Origin of the sequence: Amycolatopsis sp. FU40 (assembly GCF_021903635.1) — a bacterium.
Classification (GTDB): Bacteria; Actinomycetota; Actinomycetes; order Mycobacteriales; family Pseudonocardiaceae; genus Amycolatopsis; species Amycolatopsis dendrobii.
The window spans coordinates 8,109,559-8,125,096 of sequence record NZ_CP091381.1 but is presented as its reverse complement, the minus strand read 5'-3'; the positions used below and the strand labels follow the sequence as shown (position 1 = coordinate 8,125,096).

At 68.4% G+C, this 15,538-nt stretch carries 14 protein-coding genes; 5 read left to right on the top strand and 9 right to left on the bottom strand.

The genetic code is table 11. From position 1 onward, the window contains the following. Positions 1–6: 6 nt before the first annotated feature. Positions 7–864, top strand: coding sequence for an alpha/beta fold hydrolase (locus L3Q65_RS38425; RefSeq protein WP_237597867.1), 858 nt, complete (start codon positions 7–9; stop codon positions 862–864). Here the strand turns inward: L3Q65_RS38425 and L3Q65_RS38420 are convergent. Both L3Q65_RS38420 and L3Q65_RS38415 read right to left on the bottom strand, forming a co-directional pair. Next, a complete protein-coding gene (locus L3Q65_RS38420) occupies positions 823–2,262 on the bottom strand; it encodes an amidase (protein ID WP_237597866.1) in 1,440 nt (479 codons plus the stop codon). The genes L3Q65_RS38425 and L3Q65_RS38420 overlap by 42 nt on opposite strands. A 169-nt stretch (positions 2,263–2,431) precedes the next feature. Beyond that, positions 2,432–2,692 carry a DUF397 domain-containing protein gene (locus tag L3Q65_RS38415; protein WP_037712143.1) on the bottom strand — a complete coding sequence of 87 codons (261 nt, stop codon included), beginning with the start codon at positions 2,690–2,692 and terminating at the stop codon, positions 2,432–2,434. A gap of 481 nt (positions 2,693–3,173) precedes the next feature. Between L3Q65_RS38415 and L3Q65_RS38410 the strand changes: the two genes are divergently transcribed. After that, positions 3,174–3,410 carry a hypothetical protein gene (locus L3Q65_RS38410; RefSeq protein WP_182893879.1) on the top strand — a complete coding sequence of 79 codons (237 nt, stop codon included), beginning with the start codon at positions 3,174–3,176 and terminating at the stop codon, positions 3,408–3,410. A gap of 236 nt (positions 3,411–3,646) precedes the next feature. On the opposite strand, the gene L3Q65_RS38405 is transcribed toward L3Q65_RS38410, so the two are convergent. Further along, on the bottom strand, positions 3,647–4,495 hold the full coding sequence (locus tag L3Q65_RS38405; RefSeq protein WP_182893878.1) for an SAM-dependent methyltransferase: 849 nt from the start codon (positions 4,493–4,495) through the stop codon (positions 3,647–3,649). 120 nt (positions 4,496–4,615) lie between these two features. Here L3Q65_RS38405 and L3Q65_RS47515 point away from each other — a divergent pair, with 120 nt between their 5' ends. After that, positions 4,616–5,770 carry a glycosyltransferase gene (locus tag L3Q65_RS47515; protein WP_304504533.1) on the top strand — a complete coding sequence of 385 codons (1,155 nt, stop codon included), beginning with the start codon at positions 4,616–4,618 and terminating at the stop codon, positions 5,768–5,770. Here L3Q65_RS47515 and L3Q65_RS38390 read toward each other — a convergent pair. Beyond that, positions 5,730–6,584, bottom strand: a complete 855-nt coding sequence (locus L3Q65_RS38390; RefSeq protein ID WP_093571970.1) for a helix-turn-helix transcriptional regulator — start codon at positions 6,582–6,584, stop codon at positions 5,730–5,732. The genes L3Q65_RS47515 and L3Q65_RS38390 overlap by 41 nt on opposite strands. 283 nt (positions 6,585–6,867) lie before the next feature. On the opposite strand from L3Q65_RS38390, the gene L3Q65_RS38385 reads away from it, so the two are divergent. Both L3Q65_RS38385 and gndA read left to right on the top strand, forming a co-directional pair. After that, positions 6,868–7,785, top strand: a complete 918-nt coding sequence (locus tag L3Q65_RS38385; RefSeq protein WP_237597865.1) for an MBL fold metallo-hydrolase — start codon at positions 6,868–6,870, stop codon at positions 7,783–7,785. Positions 7,786–7,841: 56 nt separating this feature from the next. Then, entirely contained in the window at positions 7,842–9,278 is a 1,437-nt protein-coding gene (gene gndA / locus L3Q65_RS38380) for an NADP-dependent phosphogluconate dehydrogenase (RefSeq protein ID WP_237597864.1), read from the top strand. 96 nt (positions 9,279–9,374) lie between these two features. Here the strand turns inward: gndA and L3Q65_RS38375 are convergent, their stop codons facing one another. The 5 genes from L3Q65_RS38375 to L3Q65_RS38355 form a co-directional block, all read right to left on the bottom strand. Further along, entirely contained in the window at positions 9,375–10,097 is a 723-nt protein-coding gene (locus L3Q65_RS38375) for a Clp protease N-terminal domain-containing protein (RefSeq protein WP_182893874.1), read from the bottom strand. Positions 10,098–10,157: 60 nt separating this feature from the next. Beyond that, on the bottom strand, positions 10,158–11,729 hold the full coding sequence (locus tag L3Q65_RS38370) for an ATP-binding protein (RefSeq protein WP_237597863.1): 1,572 nt from the start codon (positions 11,727–11,729) through the stop codon (positions 10,158–10,160). Positions 11,730–11,900: 171 nt separating this feature from the next. Continuing rightward, on the bottom strand, positions 11,901–13,073 hold the full coding sequence (locus tag L3Q65_RS38365; RefSeq protein ID WP_182893873.1) for a 4-hydroxybenzoate 3-monooxygenase: 1,173 nt from the start codon (positions 13,071–13,073) through the stop codon (positions 11,901–11,903). A 12-nt stretch (positions 13,074–13,085) separates the two neighbouring features. Further along, the gene (locus L3Q65_RS38360) at positions 13,086–14,309 is read right to left on the bottom strand and encodes an NAD(P)/FAD-dependent oxidoreductase (protein WP_182893872.1); all 1,224 of its coding nucleotides are present in this window, start codon (positions 14,307–14,309) and stop codon (positions 13,086–13,088) included. 67 nt (positions 14,310–14,376) lie between these two features. After that, on the bottom strand, positions 14,377–15,456 hold the full coding sequence (locus L3Q65_RS38355; RefSeq protein ID WP_182893871.1) for an erythromycin esterase family protein: 1,080 nt from the start codon (positions 15,454–15,456) through the stop codon (positions 14,377–14,379). Positions 15,457–15,538 lie beyond the last annotated feature (82 nt).

Genomic DNA, 15,538 nt, shown 5'->3' with positions numbered 1-15,538 from the left:
AACCCCATGAGCCGGTTAGAAGCAGCCATGGCCCAAGCAGGCGACCTGCGCATGCACTACCTCCGCGGTGGTGACGGTCCACCGCTGTTCCTCCTGCACGGCTGGCCGCAGACGTCGCACTGCTGGCATCGCGTCGCCGGGCCGCTGGCCGAGACATACACCGTGATCGCCCCTGACCTGCGCGGATACGGGCGCACCGACAAGCCCCGCACCGGCTACGACAAGCGCACGATGGCCGCCGACATCGCGAAGCTGGCCGAGCAGCTCGGATTCGACCGGGTCGCAGTCGCGGGGCACGACCGCGGCGGGCGGGTCGCGCATCGGTGGGCGCTCGACCGTCCGGACCAGGTCGAACGGCTGGCCGTACTGGACATCGCGCCGACCCGGGAGATGTGGCGTCGCCTCGACAAAGACCTCGCGAAGGCCTACTGGCACTGGCTTTTCCATCTTCAGCCGGACCTGCCGGAACTGCTGGCGGGCCAGAACATCGCCGCCTACCTCGGATACTTCTTCGAGCGCTGGACCTTCCAACGCCACGGGCTGCCCGCCGAGGACGTCGCCGAGTACGTGCGCGCCTTCGAAGCACCCGGCGCGCTCCGAGCCGGCTTCGACGACTACCGCGCTTCCTTTCCGGACGACGCCGAACTAGACGACGCCGACTACGCCGCCGGGAAGCGCCTCACCCAGCCAGTACTGGCGATGTGGGGCAAGGCCGGACTGCTCGGCAGCCTTCCCACGCTCGACATCTGGCGCGACTACGCGGACAACGTGACCGGCATCGGCCTCGAAGACTGCGGACACTTCCTCCCCGAGGAACAACCCTCACAAGTCGTGGCGCATCTGCGGAAATTCCTGTCCAGCTAACGGAATCCGCGCGAACCCGGCACCCACCGTCTGCTCGATCGCCGCGCCGACGCGGAACGCCGTGCCGTCGTCGTACTTGCCCGCGACGACCTGAACCCCGGTCGGCACGCCATTGCTTGCCCAGCCGGACGGGACGGCGAGCACCGGATGTGCACTGCCGACATTGAACGCCGGGGTGAGCGAAGCGTCCGAGAAGTGTTCCAGCGCAACACCATCGACCACGACCTGCTCGACAAGGTAGTCCTCGCCAGCAGCGAAAGCGGTCGCACCGAGGGTCGGCACGATGAGCGCGTCGAAGCGCTCGAACACGGTGTCAAGGCGCTCGCGAATCGCCGCTTCGACGGCGCGGCCGGTTTCCGCGTCCACAATGTTCTCGACGCCTTTGCGCGCGAAAGCCTGGCAGTACGGGGTAATGACACCCGGGTTCTGCCGGTCCAGCTCCAAGACCTCGGCGGCCAAACCCGTCCCGAAATGCGCCCACAAGGCCTGTTTGACCATGTCGAGCGTCCAGTCGAGCTCGATCTCGGTCACCGCCGCACCGGCAGACGCCGGCGCGTGCGCGACAGCGCGGGTGTTGGCGGCGACTTCCGCGGCCACCGGGAAATCGCCCGGCATCGGACAGCACGCGACGCGGAGCCCGCGCACGTCGCCCAGCTCAATCCGCGCCGCGGGAAGCCTCGAGTGCGGGTCACGGGGATCTTCGCCCGCCATGACGTTCTGCAGGAGCGCGCAATCGGCAACGGTCCGGGCCATCGGGCCATGGTGGTAATAAGTATCCAATCCGGCGGGCGGCAAGACCGGGTTGCGCCCGTGCGGCGGTTTGAAGCCCACGACGCCGGTGAAGGACGCGGGCGCGCGAAGCGAACCGCCGATGTCCGATCCGGTGGCGAGGAAGGCAGTTCCAGCCGCGAGCGCCGCCCCCGAACCGCCGGACGAGCCGCCCGCCGCGGTCTCGAGGTGCCACGGATTGCGCGTGGTTCCCCAGCGCCGCGTGTGGGACAGCGGCATGCAGCAGAACTCGGACGTCGTCGTGCGAGCGTGCAGGATCCCGCCGGCCGCCTGGATCCGGCTGAGTCCGATCGCGGTCTCCCCCGCCGCCTGGGGCGGGCGCAAGAGGGTCCCGTCAGTGACGGGATGCCCGGCCAGGGGCTGTTCTTCCTTCGCCGCGACAGGCAGCCCTTCGAGCGGCCTCGGCTGACCGCCGGACGCGTACTCCTTCTCCGCGACGGCCGCTGCCCGCAGCGCCTGCTCGAACATCTGCTCGGCGAACGCGTTGACGTCCGGCTCGACCCGCTCCGCCCGCTCCACGACCGCGCGCATCAACTCCACCGGCGACAGCTGCCGGGTCCGGAAGAGGCGCAGTGCTTCGCCGGCCGAGAGGTAGTGGAGTGGGGTCATGGCGCGCTCCGTGGGGTCGGGCCGCTCAACCTACTCAGCCGACGACCCTCGCCAAACCGACATTGAGCCCACAATGCCCGGCACCCACGGTGACCAGAGCCCATCCACACACCACTCGATCGAGTGACTGTTTGCGAATTGCTCTCAGTCGAGACCTCGTCGTGGTGGACTACTCGCTCGGCGGCAGGTCGAACTGACCAGCCTTGACCGCGACGAGGAAGGCGTCCCACTCGCCACGGTCGAACACCAGCACCGGGCTCGCGGCGAGCTTCGTGTCGCGCACGCCGATCAGGCCGGGACGGGAGAGGTTGACCTCGACACAGTTCCCGCCGTTGGGCTCGCTCGCGAACGACTTCGCCCAGGCTGCGGCCGCGAACAGCGACTCTGCCGTGTCCGGGTCGTAATCCTGGGGCGACGGATAATCCGCCATGGGTCGTCCACCTCCGAGCCTTGTGCAGGGCGTGCGTTCTGATGCACGTCCCCGGCTTCTTTGCGTCACTACGGAGCAAACCGCAGGGCCAAGCGGGTGATCAACTCGACCCGATCTCGACATGAAGATTATTCCAGGAGTAGGATTAATCGCAGCGATCGGGGCGTCAGTGGTGGGTGAATGCCTTGCGACATTCAGCCCAACACCGGCAGCACCGGCCCGGGCACCCGGCCCGGGCGGCGGAACAGCCGCGAGATATCGGGAGGAGTGCGGATGCGAGCCGACCCGGGCGGACCGGCGAGCCCCTCCGCCAGCCTCGCCGGAATCGGCGCTGGTCCAGGTGCTGCGACGACCCTGCGGAGACGCCGCAACGGAGCGGTTTCCCTGGTGCCCGGCGTTGACCCGCCGAGCACGAACCACCCCGATCCGGCCGGCGCCGACCCGCGCCGGTTCCCGTTATCCGAACTGGGGGTGTGATCCCATGGCCGTCCGGCTCACCACGCTTTTCCGCCGTGAGGACGAACACACTCGCGGCCGGCGTGGGATCAATCACGAATTGCGCAACCGGTTCGGGTTCAGCCTGATCCAGGCCCCGCTGCGCAGCCCGATGGTTGTGGACACCGAGATCGAAGTACCGGCTCCGCGCCAAGCGGACACCGTCCACTCCACCCGCCACCGTCGCGAGACACGAGTACCGATTCTCCACGGGCTCGGCTGAGCCGAAACCCGCATCGTCCACGCTCCCCGGAATTCCTTGCCCGGGGAGCGTTTTCGTATCCGGAACCATCCGGGACCCAGTGCCGCACGCAGGTCCAGACCACTACCTCCGGTCTAGACCATGCCGCGCACGATCCGGTGCCGCATCGGCGCGACAGAGGCGCCCGATGTGGCTTCGTTCCCGGCGAAGGCATCGTGCGCCCGCAGCTCACAGCGAAGCGAGCGGGAACAGCAGCGTCAGGGCTTGCGGCCCAGAGCGCAAATCCCGCCGCTGAACGAAGGATCGTCCGCCATCCGCGCGCCCGCCGTCGTGTCGCCCGCCTCCGGATGCCAGTCCGACACCCACGAGATGCCCGGCTCCACCAGTTCCAGCCCGGAGAAGAACTCGCCGAACTCCGCGCGCGAGCGGTAGTGGAACGGCGTGCTCGACTGCTGGTACTGCTTGTGGATCGCGTCGCGGCGTTCGCCGTCGTTCGTCGGCACGCCGTCGTCGGTCAGGTGCGAGGACAGGAAGTACGAGCCGGACGGCAGCAGCGACAGGTACTTCTGCACGATCTCCAGCGCAGGCTCGTCGCGGCCGATGAAGTACAGCACTCCGACCATGATCAGCCCGATCGGGCGCTTCGGGTCGAGTACGCCGGTGTCGAGCGCGCGCGGCCAGACGTCGGCCGGGTTGCGCAGGTCGCCCTGCAGCACCGCGTGGCGGTCGGCGACGCCCTCGCGTTCCAGCAGGATCTGCGAATGCGCGACGGCCACCGGCTCGTTGTCGACATAGACACAGCGCGCGTTCGGGTTCACCGACGTGGCGATCTCGTGCACGTTGCCGACCGTGGGCACGCCGGAGCCGATGTCGAGGAACTGGTCGACGCCCTGTTCGGCCATGTACCGCACGCCGCGGCCGAGGAACTCGCGGCCCGCCCTGGCGATGGTCTTGATCATCGGAAAGGTCTGGACCGCCCGTTCGCCGAACTCGCGGTCGATCGCCCAGTTCGCGGTGCCGCCGAGGAACCAGTCGTAAATCCGCGCCGCGTTCGGCCGATCGAGGTCGACGCCCTCCGGGGCTTCCGGATCCGGTGCCTGAGTCATCAGCTTCCCCTTCCGTGCGGGTACCAGTGTGCCCACTCGCCGCGGCCGCGCGCCGCCGCCCCCGGCAACCGCCCGAAAATGCCACGACTGAAGTACATCCGGGCCACTAGGTTGCGGTGGATGCGCATTCTTTTCTCGTTCGTCGGCGGTCGCGGCCACTGGGATCCGATGGCACCGGTCGCGCGGGCGCTTGCCGCGCGCGGCCACACCGTAGCCGTCGCGGGCGGCGGTTCGCACGTGCCCGCGCTCGCCAAAGCCGGATTCACGACCTTCGCGGTCAACAAGCCACGCGAAGCCGAGGTGACGCGTCAGCCGATGCCGCCGGTCGATCCGGCGCGCGACGACTGGGAAATCCGGGAGCTGTTCGCCCGCCGCGCGACGCGCGAACACGTGCCGGTGCTGCTGGAGCTGGCTCGGGAATGGCGGCCGGACCTGATCGTCCGGGACGAGGTGGATTTCTCCGGCGCGATCGCCGCCGAGGCGCTGGGATTGCCGTGCGCCACCGTCCTGGTGCTCGCTGCGGGAACGTTGCTGCGCAAGGAACTCCTCGCCGAACCGCTCGCTGAGGCCCGCGCCGCGCACGGTCTGCCGGACGACCCGGAGCTCGAAATGCTGACCCGCGGCCAGGTGCTTTCGCCGCTCCCGCCGTCCTTCCGCGACCCCAGTTCGCCGCTGCCGCCCGGCACTTTCTCGTTCCGCCAAGGAGATCCGGTCGCGCCCCGGCAGCCCGCCGGAAAGCCGCGCGTGTACTTCACGCTCGGCACCAACTTCAACCTCGAGTCCGGCGACCTCATCGAGCGCACCCTCGCCGGGCTGGGCCAGTTGGACGCCGAGGTGACCGCCACCGTCGGCACCCAGATCGACCCCGCCGAGTTCGGACCGCAACCGGCGCACGTCCGGGTGGAACGGTTCGTCCCGCAGGCCGAACTGTTGCCGCGCCTCGATTTGATGATCTCGCACGCCGGGTCCGGCAGCGTGATCGGCGCGCTCTCGCACGGGCTGCCGTCGCTGCTCTTCCCGATGGGCGCCGACCAGCCCGGCAACGCCCGGCGCTGCACCGCGCTGAACGTCGGCCGCGCACTCGACCCGGAAACGTCCACTCCGGACGAAATCGGCCAAGCCGCCGCGGAGATGCTCGCCGATCCCGGCTACCGCGAGGCCGCGCGACGCGTGCAGACGGAGATCAACGCCCTGCCCGCCGCCGAAGCCACCGTGCCCGTGCTCGAAGCACTGGTCACATCATCTGCGAACGGTAGCTTTCCGCCAGCTCCTTGAGGAACTGCCGCGTCTCGCCCCGCTCCAAGGCAGCGCCGCGCAGCCGGTCCCACGAGTCCACGAAGATGTTGAAGTCCTTCACGTCGTCGAGGTACAGCCCGCCCGCGGAGTGTTCGATGTAGACGAAGTCGCGGGTGCGGTCCGGGAACCGCATGATCGTGAAGTCGTTGGGCACCGCGGCGAGCTTCGCGCCGAACGGCAGCACGTGCACGTAGACGCGCGGGTGCCGGTCGAGCGCGAGCAGGTGCTCCACCTGGTCCAGCATCACCGCGGGCGCGAACCCGCCGGGTGCGCGGCGCAGCGCGCCCTCGCTGATGATGAACCGGTAGTACGGCGGCTGCTGCTGGTCGAACACCGCCTTGCGGTCGAGCCGGTTGCGCACCAGCGACGTGACGTCGGTGGCTCCCGCCTCGGTGAACTGCTTGAGCATGTAGTGCTCGGACTGCAGCGGCCCCGGCACCCGCTCGCCGTGCCAGGTAAGGATCTCCGCGGCGGCGGGCTCGAGGTCGGTGAAGGTGCGGAACCAGTGCGGCACCACCGACCGGTAGCCCGACCAATGGCCGCGCTGCCCGGCCGCGGCCCGGGCCAGGTTCATCAGAGTGTCGGCTTCTTCGCCGTTGATCCCGAACGCGTTCAGCATGGTCCGCACATCTCCGAGCTTGACCCCCACCGCACCGGACTCGATCTTGTTGACCTTGCCCTGGGTGCAGCCGAGTACCTCGGCGACTTGCTGCTGCGTCATCTTCGCGGCGTTTCGAGCATGCCTGAGCTCATTGCCGAGCTGCTTGCGGCGCGAGGTGACGGTGCTCGCCATCTCCCCTTGCTCTCCTGGACCACTACTGCCGACGGACTCTCCGCCGGACCGCGAACTACGAACCACCCAGGCCACTGCGACCCAACGGAGTTCGATGATGACACCCGGCAGCGTTTCAGGAAATGCGCGAGAACGCCAGTCACCCGGCATGTCACCCTGCCGGAGCAGTGGATTCCGGGCGCCCCGGACATCTCGGCTACTCCATTCGGACTAAGAGGAGACTTCCGGGCACAGCTGAGCCGCGAACACCCCGCATCGGCGGCCCTGGCGGCATAGTGTCGGCGTGATCGATCGATCCCCCGGCGCGGCGAGCGTCAAACAGCTGGCAGACGGCGCGTTCGGCTACGTCCAGCCCGACGGTTCCTGGTTCATCAACAATTGCGGCTTCGTCGACGCCGACGGGCACGCTGTGCTTATCGACACATGCGCGACCGAACGGCGGACGCGTGCCCTGCTTTCGGCCGTCGGCGACACCGCCGGCCCGGTCACGACGCTCGTCAACACGCATCACCACGGCGACCACACCAACGGCAACTATCTGGTCGGCGGCGCCACCGTCGTCGGCCACCGCAAGACCCGCGAGACGCTGCTGGCCGACGGAATCCAGCGGTATGAGGGCGTCTTCACCGACAGCGAGTGGGGCAAGCTCGAACTGCGCGTGCCCGACCTGGTCTTCGACGACACGGTCACCATCTACGCCGGGCAGACCCGGATCGACCTCATCCATCCCGGGCACGCCGCGCACACCACCAACGACGTCCTGGTCTGGCTTCCCGAACAGCGGCTGCTGTACTCCGGAGACCTGGTGTTCAACGGCGGGAGCCCGTTCGCGCTGATGGGGTCGGTGGCGGGCTGGCGGGCCGCGCTGAACGTGATCCGCGAACTCGATCCGGCGGTCATCCTGCCCGGCCACGGTCCGGTGTGCGGCCTCGAAGCGGTGGACGCGGTCGACGACTACCTCGAACTCGTCCAGCGCGCGGCGGAGACCGGCAAGGCGGCCGGACGCTCGCCGCTGGAACAGGCGAAGGCGACCGACCTCGGCCGGTTCGCCGAGTTGACCGAGCAGGAGCGGCTCGCCGGGAACCTGCACCGGGCGTATGCCGAACTCGACGGCGAAGGGTGGGGTGCGCCACTCGATCTGGTGGCTCCGCTGAAGGACATGCTGGCCTGGAACGGGGGCCCGATCCGCTGCTTCTCGTGAGCACCGGTTTTGTGGCTAGGCTCGGAATCCGGCAGAGGTTTTCGGAAAGGTTTCGGATGAGCAAGAAGGCGAGCATCGGGGTTACCGGCCTCGCGGTCATGGGCCGCAACCTGGCGCGGAACCTGGCCCGGCACGGGCACACCGTCGCCCTGCACAACCGCTCCGAGGAGCGGACGCGCTCGCTCGTCGAGCAGTTCGGCGACGAGGGCGACTTCATCCCGGCGTACTCCGCGCAGGAGTTCGTCGACGCGCTGGAGCGGCCGCGGCAGATCGTGATCATGGTGAAGGCGGGCGGCCCGACCGACGCCGTCATCGAGGAGTTCGCGCCGCTGCTGGAGCCGGGCGACGTGATCGTGGACGCGGGCAACGCGCACTTCGCGGACACTCGCCGCCGCGAGCAGGCGCTGCGCGAACGCGGCCTGCACTTCGTCGGCACCGGCGTGTCCGGCGGCGAGGAAGGCGCGCTGCACGGGCCGAGCATCATGCCCGGCGGGTCGAAGGAGTCCTACGAGTCGCTCGGGCCGCTGTTCGAGGACATCTCGGCGAAGGTCGACGGCGAACCGTGCTGCACGCACGTCGGCGCCGACGGGGCCGGGCATTTCGTCAAAATGGTGCACAACGGCATCGAGTACGCCGACATGCAGCTGATCGCCGAGTCGTTCGACCTGCTGCGCGGCGCGGCGGGCTACTCCCCGGCGGAGATCGCCGACGTGTTCGGCACCTGGAACACCGGGCGGCTCGACTCGTACTTGATCGAGATCACCGCCCAGGTGCTCAAGCACGTCGACGGCGCGTCCGGCAAGCCGTTCGTCGACGTCGTCGAGGACGCGGCGGAGCAGAAGGGCACCGGCCGCTGGACCGTGCAGATCGGGCTCGACCTCGGCGTGCCGATCAGCGGCATCGCGGAAGCCGTGTTCGCACGGTCGCTCTCCGGGTCCACGGGCTTGCGTTCGGCCGCACGCGGCCTGGGCGGCCCGGCGCGCACGCCGCTGACCGGGTCCGCGCTGGAGACCTTCGCGGACGACGTCGAGCAGGCGCTGTACGCGTCGAAGGTCGTCGCGTATGCGCAGGGCTTCAACCAGATCCAGGCCGGTGCCGCGGAGTACAACTGGGACATCGACCTCGGCCGCGTCGCCTCGATCTGGCGCGGCGGCTGCATCATCCGGGCGAAGTTCCTGAACGACATCACGTCCGCCTACGCCGCGGAACCGGGCCTCCCGACGCTCCTCACGTCCGGCGGCTTCCGGGCGGCGGTGGAAAACGCGCAGGACTCGTGGCGTTCGGTCATCTCGACGGCGGTCCGCCTCGGCATTCCGACGCCCGGCTTCTCGACCGCACTGGCCTACTACGACGGCCTGCGCGCGGACCGGTTGCCGGCCGCGCTGGTGCAGGGACAACGCGACTTCTTCGGCGCGCACACCTACCGGCGGGTCGACCGTCCCGGCTCGTTCCACACGCTGTGGGCCGGGGACCAGTCCGAGGTCGAAGCCTGATTTTCTCTTGCTGAAGACGGGCTCTCCCTTTGCCCTCGGGGAGAGCCCGTCTCTATATCAGGGTCAAGATGAACAGCACCGCGAGCGCGATGGCGATCATTTTTGCAAGGTGCTGAGAATTTCCGCGAGGTATTCCTTGATCTTCGTTTCGGACTTTTCCTTGTCGACCCCCAGTGCGGCGAGGACTTCGTAGCCCGCGCCCTCGCCCTGTTCCAGCAAGGCGAGGAGAATGTGCTCGGTGCCGATGTAGTTGTGCCCGAGCCGCAGCCCCTCGCGCAGGGTGAGTTCGAGAGTCTTCTTGCCCGCGGGCGCGAACGGCACCTTCTCGGGAGCCTCGTCGACTGGCTCCGGCAGCCTCGCTTCGGCCGCTTCCTTGACCGCTTCGAGGGTGATCCCTTGAGCGACAATCGCACCCGCCGCCAGCGCGTCCGGCTCGGAGAGCAGGCCGAGCAGCAGGTGCACGGTGTCGATTTCGGGGCTCTTGCCGTCGATGGCCGCCTGCTGAGCCGCGACGATGACGTGCCGCGCCCGGTCGGTGTAGCGGCCGAACATCCGTTGTATTCCGCCGGACGAATCGTCGGTCTTCGGAACGAATCTCTTCTGGGCGGCCTGTTTGGACACGCCCATGCTGGCCCCGATGTCGGTCCAGGAGGCCCCGCTGCGCCGGGCCTGGTCGACGAAGTGGCCGATCAGGTGGTCAGCGACGTCGCCGAGATGCTGGCCGACGTACACGGCGTCGGTGAGCTGGGCGAGGGCGTCTTTTTCATTGTTGGCCTTGATGGCGCTGATGAGGTCGTCGAGCTTCACTGAGTCGGTCATGTCGTCAACTGTAGGTTGACGATCGGATTGCGTCAACCTTGGGTTGACCAGGTGTGTGGGTTATTCGCCGGGCATGACCTTGCCGGTGCGCCGGTAGCGCGCGTTCGGGCTGCGCGGGGACTCGCCGATCAGCTCGACCAGCTCCTCGTCTCGAAGCACGCGCAACCATCGGGACACCGTCTTGTCCGGCATGTCCAGCAGCACCGCCAGTTCGGCCCGAGCCAGTTCGGCAGAGCCCAAGGCATCCAGCACCTCTCGCCGCCGGTCCCGCCTGCCGCTCGTCCGAAGACCGGTGCCGGCCGAAGCGACGAGTTCGTAGCGCGCCCACCGTCGGCTTCCGGTCTGCCGCAGCAGGCCGCGCGCCACCAGGTCGCCGAGTTCGGCAGTCGCGCGCCGCGAGTCCACCCCGGTCGCACTGCGGTAGGAATGGTTGTCCAGGACTTCTCCGGCTTTGCTCATGGCCAGCCCGAGGCACTGGCTGTCGGTGAGCCCGTATTCCCCCAGCGCTCGAATCCAGGCGACAACCTCGTCGCTGATCAACGCGTGATTCGGAAAATCGACCCGGAAAAAGGAGATCTTGTCGACGAACCGCGGCGGACTCAGCGAGGCGTCCCGCAACGCCATGAGCATCGTGCGGATTCCCGAGCCGCGGTTCTCGCACACGGTGCGCGCCGTGCCCGGCAGCGGCACGTCCTCGAGCAGCTTGAGCAAAGTGGCGTTCCGCGCCGAAGAAACACCTTCCTCCCCCAAGGTGTCTTCGGTAACCGGCCCGTATAGGCCGCCGGGATTACGAATGACGAGCCGGTCCGGGTACATCTCGATCTGCACCTGGGCACCACGAGATTCTGGCGAATAGTCGCGATGGGCCAACGCATTGACCACGGCCTCGCGCAGCGCTGGTTCTGGGTACTCCCAGCTGTCGATGCGCCCGGCGCCGCGCACCGTCGCCCGGCGTGACATGTTCGCCCGAAGCACAGCCAGCGCGTCGCGGACCATCGTGGGGATCGCCCCTTCGAGAACCCGGTTGTCGAGGAATCTGTCTCCAGTGCGGAGGTCTGCCCCTTCCAGCGTCGGGTAGTGCACGAAGGAAATCATCAGCTGAGGAAAGAAGTGCTGCGGATAGCGCCCGAGTGCCAGCAACCCCGCGACAGTCACCCGGTCATCGACGAGAACCTTGACCCTGCGCAGAACATCCTCTCGCGAAAGGTCCGCGAACGCGTAGGGCCGCTGCTGTTTAAGCCGCCCGACGAACGTCGAGACGAGTTCGGAGTCCAAGTCGGCAAGACTTGCTTCAGAAACCGGCTCCTCGTCGTCTCGCGGCTGACCCCGGTTGGCCACCATGAGATGGACCTCGTACCCGCTGAGCCGCCGGTCCCCGTCCGCGACCCGGACGTAGCTGCCCTGCGCCATTCCGAGCCGCTTGGCGAAACAGGGCCTGCTGCGGCTGTCGAGCGCGGGGACCTCGGCCACGACGAGGTCAGCACCCTCGAAACGATGCGTCCTGATCAAGGGCCGCAGCGGCGGCTCCATCTCGTCGGCGCAGACCGCGGACAGGTCGGCAGTCATTTTCGCCGGGTCGCGCACGCCGTTCGCGCTGAACCCCGAGGCCTCGTCGAGCCCGAGAATCAGCACTCCACCACGCGTATTGGCGAACGCGGAGACCGTGTGCGAACCGATTGAGGCAGGCGGTCCTCGGCGCGCTTGGCTTCGACGTCGGCATCGTCGCCACCGAGTCGACGAAGGTCCCCGACGATGTCGGCCAGTTCGTCGTCCAGCATCCCGCCCCCGCTTATCGCTACGCACTCAGGCGAACGGCAACCCCACGTAGTTCTCCGCCAAACTGGCAGCCGCCGCCCTAGACGAAGCCGTGTACCGCAACTGCGACAGCTGCAACCGCTGGGCAAACGCATCCGCCCCCGGGTCCACGTGCAGCATCGTCGTCATGAACCACGAGAAGTGCTCCGCCCGCCACACCCGGCGCAGGCAAGTGTCCGAATAGGACTCTGCCAGCGACGGATCCCCCTGCAGCAGAGCCACCAAAGCCCGCGACAGCACCACGACGTCCGCGACGGCCAGGTTCATTCCTTTGGCCCCGGTCGGCGGCACGATGTGCGCCGCGTCGCCCGCCAGGAACAACCGGCCGTGGCGCATGGGTTCGGTGACGAAGCTCCGCATCGGCGTGATGCCCTTGTCCAGGATCGGCCCCTCTTGCAGGGTGAACTCCCCGTCGACCGCCAGGCGCGTCGACAGTTCCGTCCAGATCCGGTCATCCGACCAGGCAGCCAGATCTTCCGTCGGGGCAACCTGGAGGTACAACCGCGTGACATCCGGGGAACGCATGCTGTGCAAGGCGAAGCCCCGCGGATGATGGGTGTAGATCAGCTCCTCATGCGACGGCGGCGTCCGCGCCAGCACCCCGAGCCAAGCAAAGGGGTACTCCCGTTCGAAGGTCGCCAGCACACCGTCCGGAATGGACGGACGCGAGACGCCGTGGAAACCGTCGCAGCCTGCCACGGCGTCGCATTCCAGGGTTTGCAGGGCACCAGAGGAATCGCGGTAGCGCACCACGGGGCGCGAAGTGTCCAATGCGGACAGAGCGACTTCCGAAACCTCGAAGTGCAGCGGCAGGTCCGCGGCCTCGTGCGCATCCACGAGGTCTTTCACAATCTCCTGCTGCCCGTACACCGTGATCGCCTTGCCGGTCAGCTCGGTGAGCGCGATGCGGTGGTCGGCACCGTCGAATCGAAGCGAGAACCCCTCGTGCGGCAAGCCTTCCGCGGCCAACCGGCCGCCGAGGCCGATCTCCGTGAGCAGGTCGACCGTCGGTTGTTCGCAGACCCCGGCGCGCACGCGTTGCCGCACGTACTCGCGGTCGCGGGCTTCGAGCACAACAGCCTCGACACCCGCTTGGTGCAGCAGATACGACAGCAGCAACCCGGCCGGGCCGGCACCGATCACGGCGACCTGCGTGCGCAACGGAACCTCCGATCAAGCCGCGGTGCGCGACTTCAGGTGTGCTTTCAGATCAAACGAGCTGGCTTCCAGATCCGCGTACGCCGGATGCGGTTCCGCCGCGAAAAGCCGGCGCGCGGCGATGTGGTCCGGCGCGCGGTTGACCGATTCGACGGCGATCAGCACGTCGTCGCGGAAGGACAACACCGAGAACTTCCCGGCAGACCGGTCCCCAGTGACCACAGTCCGGTCGGCGGCGTCGAGGATGCCCGCGATCTGCAGTTTCGCACCGGTCTGGTCGGTCCAGAACCACGGCAGGCTGTCGTAGCGCGCCGGTTCCCCGGCGATCGCCGCGGCCACCGAACGGGCCTGGTCGACGGCGTTCTGCACGGATTCCAACCGGGTCGCGGCGCCGGCCTGGACGCACGGGAAGCACGCGCAGTCGCCGATCGCGAAAATCTTCGGGTCCTCGGTGCGCAAGTGTTCGTCCACGACCACGCCGTTGCGCACTTCAAGACCAGCCGCCTCGGCCAGCGTCGTCTCCGGCAACACGCCGACCGCGACGACCACGAGGTCCGCGGGCAGCCGTCGTCCGTCGGAGAGCTCAACCGACTCCACGCGACCGGACCCGTGCAGTGCGGTGACCCCGGCGCCCAGCAGCAGCGTGTGCCCAGCCGCCCGGTGATGGTCGGCGAAAAACTCCGAGATCTCCGGCGACGCGACCCGCGCCAGCAGCCGGTCCTGCGCCTCCACCACGGTGACCGGACGGCCGGCGTGCGAGGCGAACTCCAGCCCGATGAACCCGCCGCCGATCACCACGACGTCGCCCGCCGCTTCGAGCGAGGTCCGCAGCCGGTCGGCGTCCTCGCGGGTGCGCAGCATCAGGACGCCTTCGAGGTCGGCACCGGGCACCGGCAGCGCACGGTTGCGCGCGCCAGTGGCCAGCACCACATGGTCGTACCCCAGCTCCGTACCGTCCTCGAGCCGGACTTTCGCCGCGTCCCGGTCGATCGCGGCGACCCGGCCGCGGACCAGCTCGATGTCCTTCTCGGCGAAGTAGTCCTCCGGCCGCAGCACCAGCTGCTCGGCGCCCGCGCTGCCCGCCAGGTACGCCTTCGACAGCGGCGGCCGCTGATACGGCACCCCCGGCTCGTCCCCGATCAGAACCACGCGGCCGGCGAACCCCTTGTCCCGCAAGGACGCCGCGGCCTGGAAGCCGCTTTGCCCGCTGCCCACGACGAGAACGGTCTCGGTGCTCATCTCGCTCCTCCCGACATCCCGGGCTCCATCTGAGCACACCTCGGCCAAGATCGTCGAGGAGCAGCGGTCACACCCGGTGCAGGAACGCGATCGCGTCCGCCGCCTCGACCGCGTCGAACGGGAGATACCCGCGTCCGTCGCCGGTCCGCGCGGGCAGTCCGGGGTCGATTCCGGCGGTTTCGACCAGTTCACGGTCCTGGACCGTCGCGGCGAGATACGCCTGCAGCGTCCCCGGTGCGGGTGCCGCTACCCCATCGGACGAGCCGAAATCGGTGGCAATGAACACATACCGGTCACCAAGCCGGTGCGCGACCTGCGCGCCCGCGCTCCACCACCGCGCACCCATCATCGAGGCCGCACGCCGCTGAAGATGCTGGTTGTGCGCGGAGACGAAGGCACCCGGCAACGCGAGCAGGTTGTCCGCCATCATCGCATCGCGCTGCGCCCCTAGCCGACCCATCCGTTCCGGCGCCGTGTCGGCCATCAGCGAGTGGTAGCGACAGAGCCCGACCGCGGTCCGGGCGAGCAGATCGCCACCCTCGGGCAACGCCGGGCGGGCCCGTTCGAAGTGGCCCGCGAGGTCGTCGGCGACTAACCGCAGCTCACGTGCGTCCGGACTGTCCCCTTTGGACTGAGAACCGTCCCACATCGCCGCTTCGTCCGCCCAAGCCGCGTCGTCGCCGGCCAGCCGCTCGATGGTCGCGACGTCGTGCGGCACGTCGTCAAGGTGCTCGGACAAGAAGCCGTGCAGTTCGGCGAGCACCGCGCGCGGGCTGGGTGCGCTCGCCATCTCCAGCGGGGCGTCGAAGCCGTGGAAGCGGACCTGGTCTTCGAGCGCGCGACCGGCGTTGTGGTCGCGCAGCCACTCGACCAGCGCACGGTTCGACGGGAACGCTCCGAAGCCATGGCTGAACCCGGTGGCCAGCACCTTGTCGAGGTCGCCTTCGCCGGTGGTCACGTAGCGGTCGACCAACCGTCCGGCCAGGCAGTCGCTCTCCAGCGCGATCGAGCGATAGCCGTGTTCGAGGACGAGGTGCTGGAAGATTTCGTTGCGGAACAACGGGAACGCCTCGGTCCAGTGCGTGGGCTCGCCGAGTCCGAGCAGGGTCGGCGAACGGTGGGCGAGGAAGTCGTCGAAGGTCTTCATTGCTTTGACCGTATCGTTGAACTCTCTATTGGCACTTTGCCGCGAACCACCTGGTTGAATAGCGGATAAACCCTCAAACCGG

Bases quoted from the DNA above. Each gene is read 5' to 3' on its own strand.
- L3Q65_RS38375 (WP_182893874.1), bottom strand. From the start codon at position 10,097: ATGACCGACTCAGTGAAGCTCGACGACCTCATCAGCGCCATCAAGGCC.
- L3Q65_RS38425 (WP_237597867.1), top strand. From the start codon at position 7: ATGAGCCGGTTAGAAGCAGCCATGGCCCAAGCAGGCGACCTGCGCATG.
- L3Q65_RS38390 (WP_093571970.1), bottom strand. From the start codon at position 6,584: ATGGCGAGCACCGTCACCTCGCGCCGCAAGCAGCTCGGCAATGAGCTC.
- L3Q65_RS38415 (WP_037712143.1), bottom strand. From the start codon at position 2,692: ATGGCGGATTATCCGTCGCCCCAGGATTACGACCCGGACACGGCAGAG.
- gndA (WP_237597864.1), top strand. From the start codon at position 7,842: ATGAGCAAGAAGGCGAGCATCGGGGTTACCGGCCTCGCGGTCATGGGC.
- L3Q65_RS38405 (WP_182893878.1), bottom strand. From the start codon at position 4,495: ATGACTCAGGCACCGGATCCGGAAGCCCCGGAGGGCGTCGACCTCGAT.
- L3Q65_RS38420 (WP_237597866.1), bottom strand. From the start codon at position 2,262: ATGACCCCACTCCACTACCTCTCGGCCGGCGAAGCACTGCGCCTCTTC.
- L3Q65_RS47515 (WP_304504533.1), top strand. From the start codon at position 4,616: ATGCGCATTCTTTTCTCGTTCGTCGGCGGTCGCGGCCACTGGGATCCG.
- L3Q65_RS38360 (WP_182893872.1), bottom strand. From the start codon at position 14,309: ATGAGCACCGAGACCGTTCTCGTCGTGGGCAGCGGGCAAAGCGGCTTC.
- L3Q65_RS38410 (WP_182893879.1), top strand. From the start codon at position 3,174: ATGGCCGTCCGGCTCACCACGCTTTTCCGCCGTGAGGACGAACACACT.
- L3Q65_RS38355 (WP_182893871.1), bottom strand. From the start codon at position 15,456: ATGAAGACCTTCGACGACTTCCTCGCCCACCGTTCGCCGACCCTGCTC.